Origin of the sequence: Tsuneonella troitsensis (assembly GCF_001441535.1) — a bacterium.
GTDB classification, from domain to species: domain Bacteria; phylum Pseudomonadota; class Alphaproteobacteria; order Sphingomonadales; family Sphingomonadaceae; genus Tsuneonella; species Tsuneonella troitsensis.
Window position 1 is genome coordinate 203,178 of the sequence record NZ_LMAU01000002.1, and the last position, 22,472, is coordinate 225,649.

Annotated in this window: 22 protein-coding genes and 2 tRNA genes; 19 read left to right on the forward strand and 5 right to left on the reverse strand. The window is 65.4% G+C overall.

Annotation, left to right across the window (positions count from 1 at the left end):
* Positions 1 to 89 precede the first annotated feature (89 nt).
* From AR323_RS04590 to AR323_RS04610, 5 genes are read left to right on the forward strand one after another with little or no spacing between them, the layout of a single operon-like run.
* Positions 90 to 488 (forward strand): DUF2177 family protein, encoded by a 399-nt coding sequence (locus tag AR323_RS04590; RefSeq protein ID WP_057882788.1) that lies wholly within the window; start codon positions 90 to 92, stop codon positions 486 to 488.
* Complete coding sequence (locus AR323_RS04595) at positions 489 to 1,145, forward strand: hypothetical protein (RefSeq protein WP_057882789.1); 657 nt, start codon at positions 489 to 491, stop codon at positions 1,143 to 1,145.
* Between the two features lie 33 nt (positions 1,146 to 1,178).
* Positions 1,179 to 3,365, forward strand: a complete 2,187-nt coding sequence (gene purL, locus AR323_RS04600) for a phosphoribosylformylglycinamidine synthase subunit PurL (RefSeq protein ID WP_057882790.1) — start codon at positions 1,179 to 1,181, stop codon at positions 3,363 to 3,365.
* The gene (locus AR323_RS04605) at positions 3,365 to 3,772 is read left to right on the forward strand and encodes a DUF3052 family protein (RefSeq protein WP_057882791.1); all 408 of its coding nucleotides are present in this window, start codon (positions 3,365 to 3,367) and stop codon (positions 3,770 to 3,772) included. The genes purL and AR323_RS04605 overlap by 1 nt, the downstream gene beginning before the upstream one ends.
* Positions 3,769 to 4,434, forward strand: a complete 666-nt coding sequence (locus tag AR323_RS04610) for a nitroreductase family protein (RefSeq protein ID WP_057882792.1) — start codon at positions 3,769 to 3,771, stop codon at positions 4,432 to 4,434. The genes AR323_RS04605 and AR323_RS04610 overlap by 4 nt, the downstream gene beginning before the upstream one ends.
* Here AR323_RS04610 and AR323_RS04615 read toward each other — a convergent pair.
* Both AR323_RS04615 and serB read right to left on the reverse strand, forming a co-directional pair.
* The gene (locus tag AR323_RS04615) at positions 4,431 to 5,273 is read right to left on the reverse strand and encodes a Coq4 family protein (RefSeq protein WP_057882793.1); all 843 of its coding nucleotides are present in this window, start codon (positions 5,271 to 5,273) and stop codon (positions 4,431 to 4,433) included. The genes AR323_RS04610 and AR323_RS04615 overlap by 4 nt on opposite strands.
* Before the next feature lie 63 nt (positions 5,274 to 5,336).
* Positions 5,337 to 6,221, reverse strand: a complete 885-nt coding sequence (serB, locus tag AR323_RS04620; RefSeq protein WP_057882794.1) for a phosphoserine phosphatase SerB — start codon at positions 6,219 to 6,221, stop codon at positions 5,337 to 5,339.
* Here serB and miaA point away from each other — a divergent pair.
* The 10 genes from miaA to AR323_RS04670 all read left to right on the forward strand — a co-directional run bounded on the left by miaA (position 6,214) and on the right by AR323_RS04670 (position 17,171).
* Entirely contained in the window at positions 6,214 to 7,185 is a 972-nt protein-coding gene (gene miaA, locus AR323_RS04625) for a tRNA (adenosine(37)-N6)-dimethylallyltransferase MiaA (protein WP_057882795.1), read from the forward strand. The two genes, serB and miaA, sit on opposite strands and share 8 nt — an antisense overlap.
* A 145-nt stretch (positions 7,186 to 7,330) precedes the next feature.
* On the forward strand, positions 7,331 to 9,076 hold the full coding sequence (gene ilvB / locus AR323_RS04630; RefSeq protein WP_057882796.1) for a biosynthetic-type acetolactate synthase large subunit: 1,746 nt from the start codon (positions 7,331 to 7,333) through the stop codon (positions 9,074 to 9,076).
* Between the two features lie 13 nt (positions 9,077 to 9,089).
* On the forward strand, positions 9,090 to 9,605 hold the full coding sequence (gene ilvN, locus AR323_RS04635; RefSeq protein WP_057882797.1) for an acetolactate synthase small subunit: 516 nt from the start codon (positions 9,090 to 9,092) through the stop codon (positions 9,603 to 9,605).
* A gap of 134 nt (positions 9,606 to 9,739) precedes the next feature.
* Positions 9,740 to 10,759 (forward strand): ketol-acid reductoisomerase, encoded by a 1,020-nt coding sequence (gene ilvC / locus AR323_RS04640; RefSeq protein WP_057882798.1) that lies wholly within the window; start codon positions 9,740 to 9,742, stop codon positions 10,757 to 10,759.
* A gap of 85 nt (positions 10,760 to 10,844) precedes the next feature.
* Positions 10,845 to 11,270, forward strand: coding sequence for an I78 family peptidase inhibitor (locus tag AR323_RS04645; RefSeq protein WP_057882799.1), 426 nt, complete (start codon positions 10,845 to 10,847; stop codon positions 11,268 to 11,270).
* The gene (locus AR323_RS04650) at positions 11,270 to 12,136 is read left to right on the forward strand and encodes an I78 family peptidase inhibitor (RefSeq protein WP_321164534.1); all 867 of its coding nucleotides are present in this window, start codon (positions 11,270 to 11,272) and stop codon (positions 12,134 to 12,136) included. The genes AR323_RS04645 and AR323_RS04650 overlap by 1 nt, the downstream gene beginning before the upstream one ends.
* A 206-nt stretch (positions 12,137 to 12,342) precedes the next feature.
* Positions 12,343 to 14,034, forward strand: a complete 1,692-nt coding sequence (leuA, locus tag AR323_RS04655; RefSeq protein WP_057882800.1) for a 2-isopropylmalate synthase — start codon at positions 12,343 to 12,345, stop codon at positions 14,032 to 14,034.
* A 36-nt stretch (positions 14,035 to 14,070) separates the two neighbouring features.
* On the forward strand, positions 14,071 to 14,883 hold the full coding sequence (locus AR323_RS04660; protein WP_200956677.1) for a class I SAM-dependent methyltransferase: 813 nt from the start codon (positions 14,071 to 14,073) through the stop codon (positions 14,881 to 14,883).
* Positions 14,884 to 15,088: 205 nt separating this feature from the next.
* Positions 15,089 to 16,132 (forward strand): amidohydrolase family protein, encoded by a 1,044-nt coding sequence (locus AR323_RS04665; RefSeq protein ID WP_057882802.1) that lies wholly within the window; start codon positions 15,089 to 15,091, stop codon positions 16,130 to 16,132.
* 64 nt (positions 16,133 to 16,196) lie between these two features.
* Positions 16,197 to 17,171 carry an NAD(P)H-dependent flavin oxidoreductase gene (locus AR323_RS04670; RefSeq protein WP_057882803.1) on the forward strand — a complete coding sequence of 325 codons (975 nt, stop codon included), beginning with the start codon at positions 16,197 to 16,199 and terminating at the stop codon, positions 17,169 to 17,171.
* Here AR323_RS04670 and AR323_RS04675 read toward each other — a convergent pair.
* The 3 genes from AR323_RS04675 to AR323_RS04685 all read right to left on the reverse strand — a co-directional run bounded on the left by AR323_RS04675 (position 17,132) and on the right by AR323_RS04685 (position 19,046).
* Positions 17,132 to 17,488, reverse strand: coding sequence for a hypothetical protein (locus AR323_RS04675; protein ID WP_235510454.1), 357 nt, complete (start codon positions 17,486 to 17,488; stop codon positions 17,132 to 17,134). The genes AR323_RS04670 and AR323_RS04675 overlap by 40 nt on opposite strands.
* A 192-nt stretch (positions 17,489 to 17,680) precedes the next feature.
* Positions 17,681 to 18,112, reverse strand: a complete 432-nt coding sequence (locus tag AR323_RS04680; RefSeq protein ID WP_152980300.1) for a hypothetical protein — start codon at positions 18,110 to 18,112, stop codon at positions 17,681 to 17,683.
* 451 nt (positions 18,113 to 18,563) lie between these two features.
* Positions 18,564 to 19,046, reverse strand: a complete 483-nt coding sequence (locus AR323_RS04685; protein ID WP_057882805.1) for a flavodoxin family protein — start codon at positions 19,044 to 19,046, stop codon at positions 18,564 to 18,566.
* Positions 19,047 to 19,128: 82 nt separating this feature from the next.
* Here AR323_RS04685 and recJ point away from each other — a divergent pair, with 82 nt between their 5' ends.
* From recJ to AR323_RS04705, 4 genes are all read left to right on the forward strand, one after another.
* A complete protein-coding gene (gene recJ, locus AR323_RS04690) occupies positions 19,129 to 20,910 on the forward strand; it encodes a single-stranded-DNA-specific exonuclease RecJ (RefSeq protein ID WP_057882806.1) in 1,782 nt (593 codons plus the stop codon).
* Positions 20,911 to 20,980: 70 nt separating this feature from the next.
* Positions 20,981 to 21,055, forward strand: a tRNA-Glu gene (locus tag AR323_RS04695).
* Between the two features lie 26 nt (positions 21,056 to 21,081).
* Positions 21,082 to 21,156, forward strand: a tRNA-Glu gene (locus AR323_RS04700).
* A 73-nt stretch (positions 21,157 to 21,229) separates the two neighbouring features.
* Positions 21,230 to 22,426 carry an ATP-binding protein gene (locus AR323_RS04705; RefSeq protein WP_057882807.1) on the forward strand — a complete coding sequence of 399 codons (1,197 nt, stop codon included), beginning with the start codon at positions 21,230 to 21,232 and terminating at the stop codon, positions 22,424 to 22,426.
* The last annotated feature ends 46 nt before the right edge of the window (positions 22,427 to 22,472 follow it).

A 22,472-nucleotide genomic window follows, 5' to 3' on the forward strand; every position in this document is an offset into this window, starting at 1 on the left:
CTGCATTGACCGCGCAGGCGCGCACGGTCAAGTTGCCTGCTGAAGCGGGGACCACAGCTTTCACATAGCGCTTCGGTGGGGGGACTGGGATGAAGTGGATTATCGCCTACGTCGCGGCAGGCCTGAGTTTCGGCGCGCTCGACGCCCTCTGGCTGCGCTGGGCCGGGCCGAACTTCTATCGTCCCGCGATCGGAGAATTGCTGGCGGATAACTTCCGACTCGCGCCCGCGATCGTGTTCTACCTCCTCTACATCGCGGCGATCGTCTGGTTCGCGGTGCGGACGGGCCACGCGCATGGCGGGATCGGCGTGGCGGTGCTCAATGGAGCGCTGCTCGGGGCGATTTGCTATGCCACCTACGATCTGACCAACCAGGCCACCATGAAAGTCTGGCCGATCCATGTGACTTTGATCGACATCGCATGGGGCGCGTTCGCCACCGCCGTAGCTGCCGCGGTCGGTTGCTGGGCAGCGGTCAAGTTCGCCTAGGTGTTCATCGGACACTGGGCCCCGGCCCTCGCAGCCGCCGTCGTCACGCGTCGCCAGCCGCGCCTCGGATTGCTGTTCATCGCTGCCCAGTTCGTCGACTGGATTTTCTTCGCGCTGCTGCTGTTCGGGGTCGAACGGATGCGCGTGGTGCCCGGGATCACGGCGATGAACCCGATGGACCTCTACGACATGCCCTACACCCACAGCCTGCTCGGAACCGCGATTCTCGCGACCGGACTGGCGATCGCGGTTTGGGTCTGGCGGCGCGATTTCGGTTACGCCCTGCTCGCCGGCGGTGTGGTGCTAAGCCACTGGCTGCTCGACCTCCTAGTCCATCGGCCCGACTTGACCATCGCGGGATCGCCGCCCAAGCTTGGCCTCGGCTTGTGGGACGTTCCGGCTATCGCGATTCCGCTGGAATTGGGGCTGACCGCTGGCACGTTGGCGTTTTACCTCTCACGGACCCGGGGGCCGATGGCACCGCCGATCCTCCTGGCGGCGATTCTCCTCGGCCTGCAGGCGATCAACTGGTTCGGTCCGCCGCCGACCGAGGTGAATGCCGGGACCAGCTTGCTCGCCTTCTTCGCCTACGCGCTGGCGACCGCCGCAGCGTGGTGGCTGGGGATGACGCGCACGCGCAAGTTCAGGCGGGGCTAGCCCGTTCGGCCCCCCGGCGCTAAGGGCGCGGCGATGGCCGATATCACACCCGAGATCGTCGAGGCCCACGGCCTCAGCCCCGAGGAATACGAGCGCGTGCTCCACGCGATGGGGCGCGAGCCCAACCTCGTCGAGCTCGGAATATTCTCGGTCATGTGGTCCGAGCACTGCAGCTACAAGTCGAGCCGGCTCCACCTGAAGAAGCTGCCGACCGAGGCGCCGTGGGTCATCTGCGGCCCTGGCGAGAACGCGGGCGTGATCGACATCGGGGACGGCCCCAATGGGACTAAGCTGGCGGCGATCTTCAAGATGGAGAGCCACAACCACCCCAGCTACATCGAACCCTACCAGGGTGCGGCGACCGGGGTGGGCGGCATCCTGCGCGATGTGTTCACGATGGGCGCGCGGCCGGTCGCCAACATGAACGCGCTGCGGTTCGGGCGGCCCGATCACCCCAAGATGAAGCACCTCGTCAAGGGCGTGGTCGCGGGGATCGGCGGCTACGGCAACTGCGTGGGTGTGCCGACGGTCGGCGGCGAAACGAACTTCCATCCGGCGTACGACGGTAACATCCTGGTCAACGCGATGACCGTGGGCGTCGCCGATGCCGACAAGATCTTCTATTCGGCGGCGACCGGCCTCGGCAATCCGATCGTCTACGTCGGCTCCAAGACCGGACGCGACGGAATCCATGGCGCGACGATGGCCAGTGCCGACTTCGGCGACGATGCCGATGCCAAGCGCCCGACCGTGCAGGTCGGCGACCCGTTCACCGAAAAGCTGCTGATCGAGGCCTGCCTCGAACTGATGGCGACCGATGCGATCGTCGCGATCCAGGACATGGGCGCGGCGGGGCTGACATCGTCGAGCGTCGAGATGGCGACCAACGGCAAGGCGGGCATCCGCCTGGTGATGGACAACGTCCCTTGCCGCGAAGAGGGGATGACCCCCTACGAGATGATGCTTTCCGAGAGCCAGGAGCGGATGCTCATGGTGCTGAAGCCCGGCAAGGAAGCCATGGCCGAGGCGATCTTCCACAAGTGGGAGCTCGACTTCGCGGTGATCGGCGAAGTCACCGACACCGGGCACATGGTGCTCGAATGGCAGGGCGAAGTCGTGTGCGACATTCCGCTCGGCCCGCTCGCCGCCGACGCGCCGCTCTACGACCGCCCGGCGATGAGCCGCGAGGAATACAAGGCCTGGGCCAAGGTCGAGCCGCTGGGCGAGGTACCGGTGAGCACCGACATCGGCGCGGACCTGCTTAAGCTGATGGCCAGCCCCGACCTCGCCAGCAGGCGGTGGATCTGGGAGCAATACGATTCGCAGGTCGGCGCCGACACGCTCCAGTTATCGGGCGGCGACGCGGCGGTCGTACGCGTCCACGGCACCCGCAAGGCGCTGGCGATGACCACCGACTGCACACCGCGCTATTGCTACGCCGACCCCTACGAAGGCGGCAAGCAGGCGATCGCCGAGGCGTATCGCAATCTCTGCGCGGTCGGCGCGCGTCCGCTGGCAGTGACCAACTGCCTCAACTTCGCCAACCCCCAGCGGCCCGAGATCATGGCGCAGCTCGTGGGCTGCCTCGAAGGCATGGGCGACGCCTGCCGCTCATTGGACTTTCCGATCGTGAGCGGCAACGTGAGCCTCTATAACGAGAGCAAGGCGACGGGCGGTGGCAGCGCGATCCTGCCTACCCCGGCGATCGGCGGCGTGGGCATCATCGACGATTACGCGAAGATGGCGACCATCGGGTTCAAGGCCGAGGGCGATGCCCTGTTCGTGATCGGCGACAACAACGGTCACCTGGGCCAGTCGCTATGGCTGCGCGAACTGCACGGTCTGGAAAACGGCGATGCGCCTTCCGTGGATCTCTCGCGCGAGCGTCAACGGGGCGAGTTCGTCCGGCAATTGATCGAGCAAGGGCTGGTGAACGCGGTTCACGACGTATCCGATGGCGGTCTGCTCGTGGCGATCGCGGAAATGGCGCTCAAGGGCGGTCTGGGCGTCGAGCTGGAACAGATCGGTGATCATTTTACCGCGTTCGGCGAGGACCAGGGGCGCTATCTCGTCACTTCGTCCGCGGCAGAGCGCATCCAGGCGGCCGGCATTCCGATGCATCGGATCGGCACCGTCGGCGGCGATACGGTCGCGGGTATCTCCCTCGCCGCCTTGCGCGAAGGCAGCGACAGCTTCTTCCGCGACTGGATGGAGGACTGATGACGTCCGGCTATTCCGGCACGCCGCTCGCGAAGAAGCTGTCGCTGCGCGATGGGCAGCGGGTCTGGTTCAGCGGGATGCCGGAACACGTCCGTGACGAGATCGACGAGTATGCGCTGGAACTGACATTCGTCGCGGACCCCGCGGAAGGGATCGATGCCGCGCACGTGTTCGTGACGCGCAGCGCGGAACTCGAAGCCCTGCTTCCCACGCTCCGCAATCAGGTCGCGAGCGACGGTCAGGTCTGGGTGAGCTGGCCGAAACAGGCTGCGAAGGTCGAAACCGACGTAACGGAGGACACGATCCGGGAGATCGCCCTGCCCCTCGGCTTCGTCGACACCAAGGTCTGCGCGATCGACGAGATCTGGTCGGCCCTCAAGCTGGTGATCCGCAAGGAACTGCGTTGAGCGAAGCGGCCTTTCCGGCGCTGCCCGCTCTTTCGGACGAGGAGCGGATCGCGCGCGCCCGCGCTGCCTACGAACACCTCGCCACGCGCAAGACGTGCCGCGCCTTCGCCGACACGCCCGTTCCGCGCGAGGTGATCGAATCCGCCATCCGGGCCGCGGGCACGGCACCCTCGGGCGCCAACCACCAGCCGTGGCATTTCACCGCGATCGCCTCGCCCGAGATCAAGCGAGCGATCCGCGAGGCGGCAGAGGCCGAGGAACGCGAGTTCTACGCCGGTCGTGCGAGCGACGAATGGCTCGATGCCCTCGCGCCGCTCGGCACCGATGCCGATAAGCCGTTCCTCGAAATCGCGCCCTGGCTGATCGTGTGCTTCGCCCAGCGAAAAGGCGGCCTCGACGAAGATGGCGAAACGAACAATTACTACGTCACCGAAAGCGTCGGCATTGCCTGCGGGATGCTGCTGGCGACGCTTCACGATGCGGGTCTTGCGACGTTGACGCACACGCCCAGCCCAATGGGCTTCCTGCGCGAGATTTGCCGGCGCCCAGCTCTCGAAAAGCCGCTGATGATCGTGGTCGTCGGGCACCCCGCCGCTGATGCGACGGTGACCGATCACGCCCTGCGCAAGAAGCCGATCGAACAGATCGCCAGCTGGCTTTAGGCCGCCAGCATTTTCTCCGGGATCGCTTTGCCGAGCAGGTCGTAGGGGTCGATCCCTTCGCTCCGCCACACGTCGTGGCACGCCTTGTACCAGACAGCGGGTGTGATCCCGAGCCTGGCACGCGCGTCGGCCAGATCGAGCGCGAGCAGTTCGCGGATCGACATGGCGATGAGCGGAGGACAGGTCTTGCCCAGGCGATGCGCCTCGCGCACCGCGCGCCAGATCGGTGCCTTGCTCTTGACCTGCTTGGTGATGTTGAATGCGCCGGCATAGCCCAGCAGCAGATGGCCGGGCGCAGGGCTCTGCCCGTGCGTGAACAACAGGACGCATTGCTCGCCCAACGCGTCGCGGCCGTAGCCCGTCAGCACGTGCATCAGGTCGTGCGTGTCCCGTTGCCGGAAACCGTACCACTGGATGAGGTCGTCGTATTTCGGGCGACCGGTCTTTTCCGATTCGGCGACGAGGCCCGCCGCCGACAGACCCTCGCGCTCCATGAAGTCGCAATAGGCGTGCGCCACGGTGCCCTTCGGCAGCCTGCGAAGCGCCGCGTGATCGTCGAGGATCGGCGCCAGCGCCGGTTCTTCGGCACGCAGGCGGTCGCCCTGCTCGCTCAGCGTCAGCGCGCGGGCACGGGGCATGAAATGCTTCGAGGGCAGCGATTCGTAGATCTCGAACACCAGTGCGGTGTTTTCCTTGTCCTTGATCAACGCGTTGAACTTGCGCAGCGCGCGGCGCACGTCGCGCTTGGGCTGCGGGCGGGCGGGATCGCGGAAAACGGTGCCGTCCGCCGCGCAGGCAAGGTTGGGATCGGAGACGGGCATAGGCGTGAGATCGGTCATGGCTGGGCGTCTCTACTGACAGAAATGTCAATATAGCGTTGCGATCCGCAACTGGAAAGAGGCTTAGCCCGCGACCCACTCGTCGCGCGGGATGCCGAGCAGCGAAAGGATCGCGGTCAGGTCTCCGCGGTCGATCCATCCGTCCGCCGCGGACCGCGCCTTGGGTTTCGCGCGAAAGGCGATACCCCAGGTCGCCGCCTCGATCATCGGAATGTCGTTCGCCCCGTCGCCGGTCGCCAGAGTGGGGACGTTTTCGCCGAGCCGCAGGGCCTCTTCGACCAGCACCCGGCGCTTCACCGCGCTGTCGACGATCCCGCCGACAAGGCCACCGGTCAACTTGCCGTCGACCACGGTGAGACGGTTGCCGACTACGTGCTCGAAGCCGAGGTCTTCGGCCACGGGATCGGCGAAATGGTGGAAGCCGCCGGTGACCAGGACCGTGCGGCACCCCTTCGACTTCAGCGTGGCGACGAGCGTGCGGGCGCCCTCCATCGGGCGGATGCGGTCGGCGAGGCAGGTGGCGATCGTGTCTTCGGGCAGACCGGCCAGGAGCCCCACCCGCTCGGTCAGCGCGCTGACAAAGTCGAGTTCGCCCTGCATCGCGCGCTCGGTGATCGCGGCAACCCGGTCCTTCAGGCCCGCGAAGTCGGCCAGTTCGTCGATGCATTCCTGCCCGATCATAGTCGAATCCATGTCCGACACGAACAGGCGGGGTACGGCGATTTCCTGCGCCGACACCAGCAGATCCGACGGCGCGAAGTGGGTATCCAGCACGCGCCGGAGCGTTGCCGGATCGCCGTTGGGCAGCATGATCTGCAGCACGTCGCCGCAGAAATCGAGCATCACGGCGGCGGCGATGCGCATCCCCTCGCCCTCAAGCGCGGCGGTTGCAGCATCGAGCCGTGTTTCCAGGTCCTGCGGGTCTGCTATCAGCCGCGCGATGAGCACTGCGAAATCTCCGGAATTCGAGGGCGAAAAGCCCCCCGTAAAGCCACCGCTGGCGCTCATCGCAGGGCCGACCGCGAGCGGCAAGAGCGATCTGGCCGTCCGGCTTGCGCTGGCGCACGGGAACGCGGTGGTGATCAACGCCGACAGCGCGCAGGTCTATGCCGACCTGCGCGTTCTCAGCGCCCGGCCGACCGATCAGGAAATGCGCGGGGTGCCTCACCGGCTGTTCGGCGAGTGGGACGGCGCGGTCGCCTGCTCCGCGGCAGACTGGGCAGCGGCGGCACGGGCACAGGTAAGCGCGGCTCATTCCGCGGGAAAGTTGCCGATCCTCGTCGGCGGCACCGGCCTTTACATTCGCACCTTGATCGACGGGATCGCGCCGGTCCCGGCGATCGACCCCGGCATTCGCGCCGAGGTCCGCGCGCTGCCGGTGGCCGAAGCCCACGCCGCGCTGGCGCGCGAAGACCCGCCGCGGGCGGCCGCCCTCGCCCCCGCCGACACGACGCGCGTGGCCCGCGCGCTCGAGGTCGTGCGATCGACCGGCAAGCCGTTGTCCTTCTGGCAGTCGCAACGCGAGGGCGGGATCGGCGGCCATGTCGATTTGGTGCCGCTGGTGTTGGAAGCGGATCGGGAGTGGCTGGGCGATCGCTGCGACCGGCGGTTCGAGGTGATGCTGGATGCCGGCGCGGCGGACGAGGTGGCCGCATTGATGGCGCGCGACCTCGATCCCGCGCTTCCGGTCATGCGCGCCATCGGCGTGCGCGAGATCGCGCGGTGGCTGGAGGGCGAGATTGGCAAGGACGATGCCGTGCGGGCCGGTCAGCTATCCACGCGGCAGTACGCGAAACGACAGACCACCTGGTTTCGCCACCAGCTCCCGTCCAATTGGCCTCGCATGGACGCTAAAAATATCATTCATGAGGACAAGATTGAAACTTTATATGCCAAATTGCTATTGACATGACATATACTGTCTCATAGTGCCGGAGACCTCGAGAGAGAGACGACCCGGCGCGCAGTCCCCGCGCCGGGTCGCTTTTATCTGGGGCCGGTCGAACGGCCCCTGGGTCGAGCCGGTCCGACCGGCGGGGACGAAAGGACGAAGACAAGTGGCCGAGCATAGCGGCGCAAAAATCCTGATCGAATGCTTGGTGCGACAGGGGGTCGAATTCGTGTTCGGCTACCCCGGCGGCGCGGTCCTGCCGATTTATGACGAACTGTTCGCCGACAATCGCATCCGCCACATCCTCGTCCGCCACGAAGCGGGCGCAGCCCACGCGGCCGAAGGTTACGCCCGCTCCACCGGCAAGCCGGGCGTGGTGCTCGTGACGAGCGGTCCCGGCGCGACCAACGCGGTGACCGGGATCGCGGACGCGTTCATGGATTCGATCCCGCTGGTGATCCTCACCGGCCAGGTCGCGACCCCGCTGATCGGCACCGACGCGTTCCAGGAAGCCGACACGATCGGCATTACCCGCCACTGCACCAAGCACAACTACCTCGTGAAGGACCCCGCGAAGCTGCAGGCGACCATCGACGAGGCATTCCGCATCGCCACTTCGGGACGTCCCGGACCCGTGCTGATCGACATTCCCAAGGACGTGCAGGTCGCGCAGGCGACTCTCGACACGGCGGAACCGGCACAGGTCGCGTCTTCGCGCTACAATCCGCCCTCGACCGCACCGCTCGACGACGTGCTCGACGCGATCGACATGCTTGCCGCCGCCGAGCGACCGGTGTTCTACACCGGCGGCGGCGTGATCAACTCCGGCCCGCGGGCGACCCAGCTCCTGCGCGAACTGCAGGACCTGACCGGCGCTCCGGTCACGAGCACGCTCATGGGCCTCGGCGCCTTCCCGGCCGACCATCCCGACTGGCTCGGGATGCTGGGCATGCACGGCACCTACGAAGCCAACATGGCGATGAACAAGTGCGACCTGATGGTGTGCATCGGCGCGCGGTTCGACGACCGGGTGACCGGCCGCCTCGACGCCTTCAGCCCGGAATCGAAGAAGATCCACATCGATATCGACCGTGCGAGCATCAACAAGGTGGTCCGGGTGGACCTGGCGCTGCTGAGCGATTGCGCCGCCGTGCTGGAACAGCTCGTCGCGGCCTGGGGCACGCGCAAGGCCGTGAACCTGGGCGAATGGAAGGCGCGCATCGCCGGTTGGCGCGCACGCGAAAGCCTCGCCTATCCGCCCAGCCGCAGCGAGATCATGCCCCAGCTCGCGGTCGAGCGCCTGTTCGCCCTCACGCGCGATCGCGACCCGATCATCACCACCGAGGTCGGCCAGCACCAGATGTGGGCGGCGCAGTATTTCGGGTTCTTCGGCCCGAACAAGTGGCTGACCAGCGGCGGCCTCGGCACGATGGGCTATGGCCTGCCCGCCGCGATCGGCGCGCAGCTCGGCAATCCGGACGCCCTCGTCATCGACATCGCGGGCGAAGCCTCGATCCAGATGAATATCCAGGAACTCGGCACCGCGAGCCAGTACCGCCTGCCGGTCAAGATCTTCATCCTCAACAACGAATACATGGGGATGGTCCGCCAATGGCAGGAACTGACCTATGAAAGCCGTTACTCGAACTCCTATTCGGACAGCCTGCCCGATTTCGTGAAGCTCGCCGAAGCCTATGGCTGGAAGGGCATCCGAATTTCGGACGAAGCCGGTCTCGACGCAGGCATTCAAGCGATGCTCGATCATGACGGCCCGGTGATCGTGGATTGCCAGGTATCGAAGGAAGCCAATTGCTTCCCGATGATCCCCAGCGGGGCTGCCCATACCGATATGCTGCTTTATGGCGACCGCGTCGAAGGCACGCTCGACGACGAAGCCAAGGCACTGGTGTAGGGGCGCGAACACAATGCACATCAAGGAAGCGCAAGCCGAGCGTCACGTGCTCGCCATCACCGTCGACAACGAGGCGGGGATCCTCGCCAAGATCGCGGGCCTGTTCACCGCGCGCGGCTACAACATCGACAGCCTGACCGTGGCGGACATCAGTACCCGGCACGATGTCAGCCGGATCACCATCGTCACCAACGGACCCCAGGCGGTGATCGACCAGATCCACGCCCAGCTCGAACGGCTGGTGCCGGTCCACAAGGTCGTCGACCTGACCGAGGCCGGCCCGCACGTCGAGCGCGAGCTGGCGCTGGTGAAGGTCTCGGGCAGCGGCGAGAAGCGGGTCGAGGCGCTGCGTCTCGCCGACATCTTCCGCGCCAAGCCGGTCGACACCACCACCACCAGCTTCATCTTCGAAATTACCGGGACTCCGGACAAGATCGACAGCTTCGTCGGCCTGATGCGCGAGCTTGGGTTGGTCGAGGTCGGCCGGACGGGGATCGTCGGGATGATGCGCGGGGCGGAAGAGGCCTAAAGCCGGACCAAGTTTTTCCTTGTCACCCTGAACTTGTTTCAGGGTCCATCACTCCGCATAGCTCAGCGCGCGCGGAGGAATGGATGCTGAAACGAGTTCAGCATGACGAATTCTGCGACTGAGGAATCCGACCAATGAAAGTCTACTACGACGCCGACGCCGACCTGAACCTGATCACGGGCAAGAAGATCGTCGTCCTCGGCTATGGCAGCCAAGGCCACGCCCATGCGCAGAACCTGCGCGACAGCGGGGTAAAGGACGTCGCGATCGCGCTGCGCGAAGGGTCGGCCACCGCGAAGAAGGCCGAAGGCGCCGGGTTCAAGGTCATGTCGAACCGCGAGGCGGCCGAATGGGCCGATATCATCATGGTCCTTGCGCCCGACGAGCATCAGGCGGCGATCTGGGAAGACGATCTCAAGGACCGGATGAAGCCGGGCAGCGCGCTCGCCTTCGCGCACGGGTTGAACATCCACTTCGGGCTGATCGAGGCGCCTGCCGATATCGACGTGATCATGATCGCGCCGAAAGGTCCGGGCCATACGGTCCGCAGCGAATACCAGAAGGGCGGCGGCGTGCCGTGTCTGATCGCCGTCCACCAGGATGCGACGGGCAACGCGCACGATGTCGCGCTCGCCTATGCGAGCGGTGTCGGCGGCGGCCGCTCGGGCGTGATCGAGACCAACTTCAAGGAAGAGTGCGAGACCGACCTGTTCGGCGAGCAGGCGGTCCTGTGCGGCGGCATCACCCACCTGATCCAGGCGGGCTTCGAAACGCTGGTCGAGGCCGGCTACGCGCCGGAAATGGCCTATTTCGAATGTCTCCACGAAACCAAGCTGATCGTCGACCTGCTGTATGAGGGCGGCATCGCCAACATGCGCTATTCGATCAGCAACACCGCGGAATACGGTGACATCAAAACCGGGCCGCGGATCATCACCGACGAGACCAAGGCCGAAATGAAACGCGTGCTCGCCGATATTCAGTCGGGCCGCTTCGTGAAGGACTTCGTGCTCGACAACCGCGCGGGCCAGCCCGAGCTCAAGGCAAGCCGCAAGGCAGCAGCCGCCCATCCGATCGAACAGGTGGGATCGAGGCTGCGCGCGATGATGCCGTGGATCGGCAAGAACAAGCTGGTCGACAAGGCGGTCAACTAGGGCCGGTCGAACCGGTCCATCGGGCCGGCGGGATATCGATCCTGCCGGCCGCGTTGTCTCCGTATCGATTTGGACGGAGGTCACGATGCGCATATATCTGACGATACTGGCCGGTGCGGCCGCTTTGGCCCTGGCCGCCTGCGGCGATGCGGGGGCGCCCGAAAGCATGGGCGAGGACGGAGCGGCTGCCGCGCCGAGCGATGCGGCCACATCGGCGGCTCCAGATACTCCGGTCAGCAACTCGCCCTATCCCGGTGCCTCCGCGCCACCTGAACCCATGCCCGCCCCCGATAGCACCTCTGCCGACGACGAATGCGGGGCCGCGAAGGTCTCTGCCTATGTCGCGCAGGAAGCCACTCCTGCAGTCCGGGCACGGCTTGCCGCCGACGTCGGCCACGACCGGATCCGCTGGGTCGGCCCGGATACCGTCGTAACGATGGATTTTCGCCCCGACCGGCTTAATGTGGAGCTCGATTCTGCAGGTGTCATAACCGGAGGCAAGTGCTCGTGATGCGTAAAACAGCTCTCGGCGTAGGCGTTGCCGCGCTCGTTTCCGCCGCGGCAATCGCCCAAATGCCGGCCATGCCCGGCGTTGCCGATCCGGCACGCGTCACCGCCGGAACCTACCGCGCGGATGCCGGGCATACGCTGGTGAGCTGGACGGTCGATCACTTCGGCTTCAGCGACTATTTCGGGCTGTTCGGCGATGTGAGCGGCACGCTGACGATCGACCCGGCGAACCCCTCCGCCGCCAAGGTCGACGTCACCATCCCGATCAACCCGACTGTCGCCAGCAAGGGCTTGCGCGATCACCTGCTGCGGCCGGGCAAGGACGGCAAGGCGCCCGACTTCTTCGGGCCGGAGCCCTCGCCTGCACGCTTCGTGTCGCGCACCGTCACCGTGGGCAGCAGCGGCACGACCGCCTACATCCTCGGCGATCTCACCCTCAACGGCGTGACGCGGCCCGTCGCGATCCAGGCCGAATTCACCGGTGCTGGCGCAAATCCGATGAACAAGGCCGAGACCGTCGGCTTTTCGGGCAAGTCGATGATCAAGCGGTCGGACTTCGGCATCAATTACGGGATACCGATGGTGAGCGACGAGGTCGAACTGACGATTGCGGCGGCGTTCGAGAAGGCTGCGCCGACCGAGCAACCATCGGAGGGTGCGGCCGCCTGCAACGCTGATAAGATCGCGCCGTGGGTCGGTAAGGCCGCTACCGAAGCCGTTCGCGCGGACATCCTCAAGGCGACGGGTGCCCGCACGGCCCGCTGGCTCTATCCGAACAGCCCCGTCACGATGGACTATCGCCCGGATCGACTGAACGTGACGATGGACACCGGAACCGATGTGATCCGCTCCGCCCGCTGCGGCTGAGCCGGTTGCAATTGTAACATTTGATTGCCGCGCACATTTCGCGCATTGCGCCCGGCATGAGCCGCAACGCACTATCGCTGCTTCGACTTATCCGCCCTTGGGCGTGACCTGACGCGTGTCCCCGACGGGCGCGCCGGGCGCCCAAGGGATCGAACGGCCGCACCGGCCACCCGATAGACAGCCCCTCGCGTTTCGGAAGTCCACTCATGCCCATGCTCAGCAATCCCGGCGTCAAGTACAGCGCCTTTCCGCAAGTGCCCCTGCCCGATCGCCAGTGGCCTAGCCGCGTCATCACCGCCCCGCCGCGATGGCTCTCGACCGACCTGCGCGATGGCAACCAGGCGATCGTCGATCCGATGGACGCGGTGAAGAAGAACCGGTTCTTCGACCTCCTGGTCGAAATCGGGGTGAAGGAGATCGAGGTCGGCTTCCCCAGCGCGGGCGCGACCGAGTTCGATTTCATCCGGGGTCTCGTGGCGTCGGGACGCATCCCCGATGACGTCACGGTGCAGGTCCTGACGCAGAGCCGCGAAGACCTGATCCGCACGTCATTCGCCAGCCTCGAGGGAGCCAAGGCGGCGATCGTGCATCTCTACAATGCCGTCAGTCCGGCGTGGCGCGACATCGTCTTCCGCATGAGCCGGGACGAGGTAAAGGCCATCGCGGTCGCGGGCGCGAAGGTCATGCGCGACGAGGCCTCGAAGCGTCCGGGCACCGACTGGCATTTCCAGTACAGCCCCGAAACGTTCTCCACCGCCGAACTCGATTTCAGCATCGAGGTTTGCGAGGCGGTGATGGAAGTGCTGACTCCGACGCCCGAAAGGCCGCTGATTTTCAACCTTCCGGCCACGGTCGAGGCGGCAACGCCCAATGTCTACGCCGACCAGATCGAATACTTTTGCCGCAACCTGCCGAACCGCGACAGCGCCGTAATCTCGCTTCATACCCACAACGACCGCGGCACCGGCGTCGCCGCGGCGGAACTGGGTCTGATGGCGGGAGCCGACCGTGTCGAAGGCTGCTTGTTCGGGAACGGAGAGCGCACGGGCAACTGCTGCCTGGTGACAGTCGCTCTCAATATGTACACGCAAGGGATTGATCCAGAACTGGATTTTTCGAACATCGATCGGATTATCGAGACCGTCGAATACTGCAATCAGATACCCGTCCACCAGCGCCATCCATACGGCGGCGAACTGGTCTTCACCGCGTTCTCGGGCAGCCACCAGGACGCGATCAAGAAGGGGTTCGAGGCGCACACTAGGCAGAACGACGAGCACTGGCGTGTGCCCTACTTGCCGATCGATCCGGCGGACCTGGGTCGCAGCTACGAAGCAGTAATTCGCGTTAATTCTCAGAGCGGTAAAGGCGGTTTTGCCTGGGTTCTCGAACAGGACCAGGGCCTCAAGCTGCCCAAGGCGATGCAGGCCGATTTTTCCAAGGCGGTGCAGCGGATGGCTGACGAACTGGGGCGCGAACTCAATGCGGCGGACATCTGGCAGGCGTTCCGCGAAACCTATCACGTCCAGACCCCCGGGAAGCATTTCCAGCTCGTCGACTACGAGGAAAACCGCGCCGCCGATGGCACCCGCGTATTCGCCGGCACGATCGAGGTCGCGGGCACGGCGCAGTCCGTTAGCGGCCGCGGCAACGGCCTGATCTCGTCGGTCGTCTCGACACTCGAAGACGCTTTCGGCGTGAAGATGGAAGTGTGCGACTACTCGGAACACGCGCTGTCGACCGGCGCCGACGCCCGCGCCGCAGCATACGTCCAGTGCGCCTTGCCCGATGGACGCCTCATCTGGGGCTGCGGCATCGACGAGGACATCGCCACCGCGAGCGTAAGAGCGGTGGTCAGCGCCGCGAACTCGGCCGTGAGGGACATTCCGCCCGCATAGTGGTACGCGATGCGATCAACTACGGGGGGATGTAGGATGAATGCGAACAAGGCGCTGTGGGAAAAGGGCGATTTCACGAGAATCGCCGCAGCAATGCGCGAAAGCGGCGACGAACTGGTCGAGAGCCTCGGCATCGGACCTGGCATGGATGTCCTCGACCTCGGGTGCGGTGACGGGACGACCGCGCTACCGGCAGCGCAGCGCGGAGCCCGTGTGCTCGGCGTGGATATCGCCGCCAATCTCGTCGCCGCCGGTAATGCCCGCGCAAGTGCGGCAGGTCTCCAGAACCTGCGCTTTCAGGAAGGCGATGCATCGGATCTAGCCGACCTGGGCGACGAGAACTTCGACCTCGTGGTCAGCATCTTCGGGGCGATGTTTGCCCCGCGCCCGTTCGATGTGGCGAATGAGATGGTGCGGGTAACGCGGAAGGGCGGGCGCATCGTCATGGGCAACTGGATTCCCGGCGATCCCACCCTGATCGCCCTTGTTCTCAAGACCAGCGCGGCCTACACTCCGCCACCGCCGGAAGGGTTCGTCAGCCCGGTCACCTGGGGCGTCGAAGCAAACGTCCGCGAACGGTTCGGTGCGGCCGGCATCCCGGAATACGGTATCGTATGCTCGCGCGAAACCTACGTTTTTCGCCATTCAGGTCCCCCGTCGGAATTGCTGCAGACCTTCAAGCAGTTCTACGGTCCGACAATGAACGCATTTGAAGCGGCTTCGAACGATGGCCGGGCCCAGGATCTGGAGGCCGAGTTGAACGAGCTTTTCGAAAGCCACAACCGCGCCGGTCCGAAAGCGACGGATATTCCGGCTACTTATCTCAAGGTAGTCGTTTCCAAGCCCTAGGCTCCATCTTCGCGGGAGCGTCAGGTGCGTGCCGATGCCGTGGCCGCTTTCCTAAACAAGCGTGTCGACGCGACGTTTGGCTCGTGACTGGCAACGCGCATCCCTCCAACTCCGGAAACCCGGTTCGACGCGCCCCGCTTCCATCGCCCCGGACACTGTGACACCGTGACATGACTGTGAATCTATCTGCTTGGGAGAGCGTGCCATGACCGAATCGATCCTCGACCCCGAGCTGCCGATCATCGATCCGCATCACCACTTGTGGGACCTGCGACCGTTGCTCGGGATGTTTCCCGAGCCCCGCCACGATTTTCTCGAGACGCTGGTCGGCGCGCCCTACTACACGTTCGACGAATTGCAGGCCGACACGCAGTCCGGCCACAATGTCGTCGGCACGGTGTTCATGGAATGCGGCGCGTTCTACGATGCCGCGCGCGGGGATGAACTGAAGGTCGTCGGCGAGGTCGAATACGTCAACGGCGTAGCGGCGCAGGGGGCGAGCGGGCTCTATGGCGCCTACCGCCCATGTGCGGCGATCGTCGGGCATGCCGACCTCACGCTCGGAAGCGGTGCCGGCATGGTCCTCGACGCGCTGATCTCCGCCTCGCCGCGTTTCGTCGGGATCCGTCACGCCGCCGCGTGGGACGCCGACCCCGAGGTCCTCGGTCCGCCCTTTCACGCTCCGCGCGGACTTTATCGCGATGCGACATTCCGCGAGGGATTTGCCGAGCTGGGCAAACGCGATCTGACATTCGATGCGTGGCTGCTCGAGCCGCAGCTTGGCGACGTGCTCGACCTGGCGCGCGCGTTTCCCGATCAGCCCATCGTGCTCGATCACTGCGGCACCCCGCTCGGCATCGCGAGCTATCGCGGAAAGATGCACGAGAATTTCGACCGCTGGCGCGCGAGCATCAAGGCGATTGCGGAGTGCCAGAACGTCACCGTCAAGCTTGGCGGTCTCGCGATGGCGTTCTGCCAATTGCCCGACCGCGGCCCGGCAGCGGGCCTCGGCTCCGAAGACCTCGCCGCGATCTGGCGCCCCTACATCGAAACCTGCATCGAGGCGTTTGGGGCCGAACGCGCGATGTTCGAAAGCAACTATCCCGTCGACCGCTGGGGTGCGAGCTATCCGGTGCTGTGGAATGCATTCAAACGACTGACGCTGCGCGCTTCGGCCAACGAAAAGCGGGCGTTGTTCGCCGGGACCGCCGCGCGAGTGTACGGGCTGGAGCATCTCCTGCCCGCGTGACGCTCGACAGGCGCGGCGCGAACCGTTAGCCCCGTTTCGATTCGCAACCGGAGTATTCCCGAGCATGCCGACCACCCTGCCCGCCCCGTTCGATCGCTTGCGCCTTCCCGTCATCGGATCGCCGCTGTTCATCATATCGGGGCCGGAACTGGTCATCGCGCAATGCAAGGCCGGGATTGTCGGCGCATTCCCGGCGCTCAACGCGCGTCCTTCGGGCAAGCTGGACGAGTGGCTGCACCAGATCACCGAGGAACTGGCCGCGCACAATCGCGACAATCCCGATCGCCCGGCGGCGCCCTATGCCGTCAACCAGATCGTCCACAAGTCGAACAGTCGGCTCGAGGAAGACATGGCCGTTTGCGCCAAGTGGGCCGTGCCGCTGGTCATCACCTCGCTCGGCGCTCGCGAAGACGTGTTCGCCGCCGTCACCGGATGGGGCGGCATCTCGCTGCATGACGTGATCAACGATCGCTTCGCGCGAAAGGCGATCGAGAAAGGCGCCACCGGCCTCATCCCCGTGGCAGCGGGCGCCGGCGGCCATGCCGGAACGCTTTCGCCGTTCGCGATGATGCAGGAAATCCGCACCTGGTTCGATGGACCGGTCGCCTTGTCGGGTGCGATCGCACACGGCCGGTCGGTCCTAGCGGCGCAGGCGATGGGGGCGGACTTCGCCTATATCGGGTCGCCGTGGATCGCGACCAAGGAAGCCAACGCCGACCAGCGGTACAAGGATGCGATCGTCGAAGCGAAGGCCGACGGGATCGTCTATTCCAACCTCTTTACCGGGGTCCACGGCAACTATCTTCGCTCCTCCATCGAGGCGGCCGGAATGGACCCGGATAACCTGCCGGTCAGCGATCCGAGCGCGATGAACTTCGGTTCGGGCGGCAACACCGAAGCAAAGGCGTGGAAGGACATATGGGGCTCCGGTCAGGGCGTCGGGATGGTCGAAGCTGTCGAGAGCGTCGCCGACCGCGTCGATGCGCTCTATGCGCAGTATCAGGCGGCAAAAGAGGAACTCGCCGCCAAGGCGCTATGAGTTCCGCCCCACAGCTCCTCGACCATGGCGTCTAGCTCGGTAAAGTCGAAGCCGGTGCCGACCGGGTCTTTGTGGTTGAGCCGTAGCTGTTCGCGCGGCGGGTCGATAAGGCGCCGACGCAAGGCCCCTTGAAGCAGGGTAAGCCGGAAAAGCGCCTCCTCACCCGCGCTGTCCGGCCCGCGAGGAAGTTCGGTCGCCCATCGCGCCTCGATTTGGCCGACGCGCTCCATGACCATCTGGTTGTAAGCCCGGTGCGGCGGGCCGCGATGGAGCGGCAGGCCTAGGCGCCGTGCAGCGGGCGGGAAGCAGGATACCATTGCGCCTGAAATCGTCGAAGCCGAGGCGTCGCGGATCGATGGCCGCGAACAGACGAGAGAACGCGCCCTTTCCGCGCGCCTGACGAGGCAGCAGGTGGTGGCGCTGAAGCCCCGGATCGTGCGACGGACTTCCTGCCCTGTTGACGGCGCGAAAAGGGAGCCAGGTTCTGGGAGCGCTTCGCGGCGGTTCCTTCACGCGCGTCGCACTCGCACCACCTTGCCGTCCTTTGTGGGTTCAAGCGCCAGACGGCCTCCGTCGGGCCCGACGACGAACTCGTTTTCGACAAGCTTTCCCTGCGAGACCAGGTGATTGACCAGCCTCACTCCCAACTTGGCGGCGCCGGCCCGGTCGATGGCGATATTGTTGGCGAGGCGGATTTCCTGGCCCGTGAACCACGAGAGCCCGACGCTGACGATGCCGCCCTCCAGGTCGTCCTCGAACGCCGCGAAACCGAGCGAGGGAAAAGCTCCGCCCGCGAGCCAGGCCGACACGCTGGAGCGGAAGAATTCGACCCCTACGATCGAGCGCGCAGGCGGCCACGCGACAGCGATCAGCCCGGGCAACAACTCGGCGAGGGTGACGGCGACGCTCGCCAGCGTCCGGACCACGGCAACGGAATGCATTCCGGCCGAAAGATGCGGGCCCGGCTGTAACGACATACATTCGAGCGAGGAGGAATCGATCTCTCCACGAAATCCAAACCGGTGCCGCGTTATGAACGGGTTCACTTGTTCGGGATGCGATTGGCCCGGCGCGAGTCCGAGTAGATCGTACGTCAATCCGTCGCGCAGCAATTCAAATCCTGCCGCAGGTTGGCCTTGCTCGCCGGGTATCTGATGAGTGACTGTCAGACGCTCGGCGGCTTCGACCAGCGACGTCAGACGCTCGCCATCGGGCCGTTCCCCTGCTCGGAACAGCAGAAGCAACGCGCCAGCTTTCGCCGGACCGCCTGATGGATCGCTCGACGCGATGAAACGGACCCTTCCGTGTAATATGCCCCACGTGATTCGTGCCGTAAAACAGTCGCTTCGTCGAGTCCTCGATGCGGCGATGCAACCGGATCGGAGCCAATCGTCAGAAGATACCCGACGCCAGTCCCTCGGCCAAAGCTGCGCCAAGGAGTCGACACGTTTCGAGGTCTGCTGCCGGCACGTCTTTCGGCGCTAGGATCACTTCGGGCGTTTGCGCCGCGAGATTGACGATGACCGGCTCCGCGACGCGGCGAAGGCGCCAGCCGGTCGCTATGCGGTCGATCTGGCGCAGCGCCCCTTCCCCATCGGACCCCGCGGCAATCAGCGTCGCGTAGGCACGCCCCTCGATCTTGCCGAGGACGGGGTAGTAGCAACGGTCGAACATCTCCTTCATCAGACCGCTCATCGTCGCGAGATTTTCCGGGCAGGCGAAAATGTATCCGCGCGCATCGATGATGTCTGACGGTTCGACCGACTCGGCAGGAAGCAGGCGCGCATTGTCCCCCGCTCCGTCGAACGCAGCCCGACCCATCGCTTCCGATGCTCCGGTGCGGCTGTGCCAGATTATCAGCAGCGGTCTATCCATCGCCCGCGAGCATCGCCCCGCGCTGTCGATTGTCAATCGCGCCCGGGTATCCGCAGCCCATCCCCTCGGCTAGATGCACCGGATGGCATCCCGTTCGCTCAGTTCCGTATTCGGCGTTGACCGCTCGCTGTCCGGCAAGTCCTGGAAATGGCGCGGCGGAAACATGGATCTGGGCGAGGCCACGGGCGCGCTCGACGACGTGGTCACGCAGCTTTTGCTTTCGCGTGGAGTATTGCGCGACGACCTCGAACGTCACCGGACGCCCACGCTGCGGGCTTTCTTGCCCGATCCCTCGCATTTCCGCGACATGGATGTGGCCGCGGAACGGATCGCCCAGGCGGTCATGACCGGCGAGACGGTGACGATCTACGGCGATTACGACGTGGACGGCGCAACAAGCGCGGCACTGCTGATCCGGCTTCTGCGCGATCTCGGGCACCAAGCTCGCTACTACATTCCCGATCGCCTGCTGGAGGGATACGGACCGAGCGGCGCGGCGCTCGTGAAACTGGGAGAGGAAGGGTCCAGCCTCGTCGTCACGGTCGATTGCGGCGCGATGGCGCACGAAGCACTGGCTCAGGCGCATGCCGCGGGGATCGATGTCGTCGTAGTCGATCATCACAAGTGCGCCGCCGAGAACCCGATCGCGGCCGCCCTGGTGAACCCCAACCGGCTCGACGAGAGCGCCGAAGCGGCCGAGCACGGCCACCTCGCCGCCGTGGGCGTCGCCTTCCTGCTTGCTGTCGCTGTCGTCCGCACGCTGCGAGCGCGCGATTTCTTCGTGGGTGGGCAAGCGGAGCCCGACCTGATGGCCCTGCTCGATCTCGTCGCGCTGGGGACGGTCGCCGATGTCGCGCAAATCCGCGGGCTCAACCGTGCCTTCGTCGCGCAGGGTCTGAAAGTCATGTCGCGGCGTGCCAACGTCGGCATGGCGGCCCTGATCGATGCGAGTCGATTGAAACGCGCGCCGATCTGCAGCGATCTGGGGTTTGCCTTGGGTCCGCGCATCAACGCCGGCGGCCGGGTCGGCGAATCGACGCTGGGCGTCCGCCTTCTGACCACGGAAGATCCACACGAGGCAGCCGACATTGCGGCGCAGCTGTCTGCGCTTAATGAAGAGCGACGCGCGATCGAGGCCGAGGTTCAGGCCGCGGCAGAGGCCATGCTAGACGGGCAGCACAATCGCGCGGTCCATGTTCTGGCGGGGCGCGGGTGGCACCCCGGGGTGATCGGGATCGTCGCGGGCCGCATAAAGGAGAAAACCGGCAAGCCTGCTCTGGTGATCGCCCTCGACGGCGAGATCGGGAAGGGTTCGGCGCGGTCGATCGCGGGAATCGATCTAGGCTCCGCTATCATCGCGGCGCGCGAAGAGGGTCTGCTGGTTGCGGGCGGCGGGCATGCGATGGCGGCCGGGTTGACGATCCAGGCGGACAAGATCGAGGCATTGGCCGATTGGCTCGACGCCAGGTTGGGCGCTGCGGTAGCTCGCGCGAAGGAAAGCGAATCGATGCCGCTCGACCTCGCCCTCGCCCCTGGCGGCCTGACCCCTTCACTGGTCGACGCGCTCGAAGCCGCCGGACCGTTCGGCGTCGGGTGGCCGGGTCCGCGAATCGCGGTGGGCCCCGTGCGGCTTGTGAAAGTCGACGTCGTGGGGACCGATCACGTCCGCGCCATCGCCAGCGGGATGGACGGCAAAAGCTTCAAGATGATCGCCTTCCGGGCGGCTGATACCGAAATGGGCCAGGCGCTCCTGCACGGCTCGCGCGGGCGTTCGCTGTGGCTCGCGGGGCGCGCGAAAATTGACGACTGGGGCGATCGTCCCCAGGCAGAGCTGCAACTGGAGGATGCTGCCTGGGCCGATTGACGGGATGTTCGCGCGACAGGGTTGACCGCTTGGCCCCTCGCCCGTAATGGCCCGCCACGCTTCCGGGCGTGGCCCCTTCGTCTAGCGGTTAGGACGCGGCCCTTTCACGGCTGAAACACGGGTTCGATTCCCGTAGGGGTCACCATCGGAACGCCTGCCATTTTTAGGGATGGCCCCTTCGTCTAGCGGTTAGGACGCGGCCCTCTCACGGCTGAAACACGGGTTCGATTCCCGTAGGGGTCACCAATCCTCCATCGAAATTGTGACGGAGCGCGTGCGGGCTGGCGCTTGCGCGGCTGTGCGGCTAGTGCCGCGCTCGATGGAGCACCGTCGCCCCCTGCCCTGGCCTGGCCTCGCGCTGGCGGTAGTCGGATCGCTTGGCCTTCTGATTCTCGGTCAGCAACCTTGGCTCGCCCTCACCGTTCTCCTTCTCTGGGGTTGTTCGCTGTGGCTGGCCATAGCCGAGCCGCCACCGGTATCGACCACACGGACCAACGGCGCGTTCAATCGCGACACGATGAGCGAACTCATCGAACATTCGGGCACCCCGCTCCTGCTGACGGAAAAGGGGCGAATCGCGATCGCCAATCAGGCCGCCCGCGAAGTCCTGGGCGCGCACATCGTGGGTCAGGACGTGCGGGTCGCGTTACGCCATCCCGATGCGATCACGCTGACCAACATGGACAGGGCCGATACGACTACGGTTCGCGGGCTCGTTCGGCGGCACGATATCTGGAGGCTCAGCCGGCAACCGCTCGGCGATGGAATGGCCGTGATCGAACTGATCAACCGCACCGCGGAAGCCGACATCAGCCGCTCGCACACCGACTTCGTCGCCAACGCGAGCCACGAACTGCGCACGCCGCTCGCTTCGATCATCGGTTATGCGGAAACGCTTGCGGAAGAGAATGGCGAAACCGACGTCGCCACGCGCGACCGCTTCCTGGGCACGATCCTCCGCGAATCGCGACGGCTGAAAGGTCTGGTCGACGACCTGATGTCCCTTTCGCGCATCGAGGCGGAAAAGCACGATCAACCCTCCGATCGAATCGACATGCGTCCGGTTGTCGAGCGCGCCGCGCGCGATGCGGCGGGTCCGGAGCGGCTTTCGCGCTTGGAGCTGGACCTCGCCGACGGAATTGTCGTCCGCGGTGACCAGCAGCAACTCGAGCAGCTCGTGCGCAATCTAGTCGACAACGCCCTCAAGTACGGTGCGGAGGACGAGCCGGTACGGGTCGTGCTCGAAGAAGGACAGGCCGGCAACGCACGGCTGACCGTATCCGATCGCGGCGAAGGAATTGCACCCGAACACCTGCCCCACCTCACCCGGCGCTTTTATCGCACCGATCCCGGTCGCAGCCGCGCGTCGGGCGGAACCGGCCTTGGCCTGGCGATCGTCAAACATATCGTGGAGCGCCACCGGGGCCGCCTCGACATCGAAAGCAAAGTCGGTAGGGGCACCACGGTGGTCGTGCGTATCCCGCTTATCGATGACGGAGAGCAAGGTTTGTCATGAATAAGTCACAAAAACTCCACATCGGCTGCTAATCCCACCCATACGC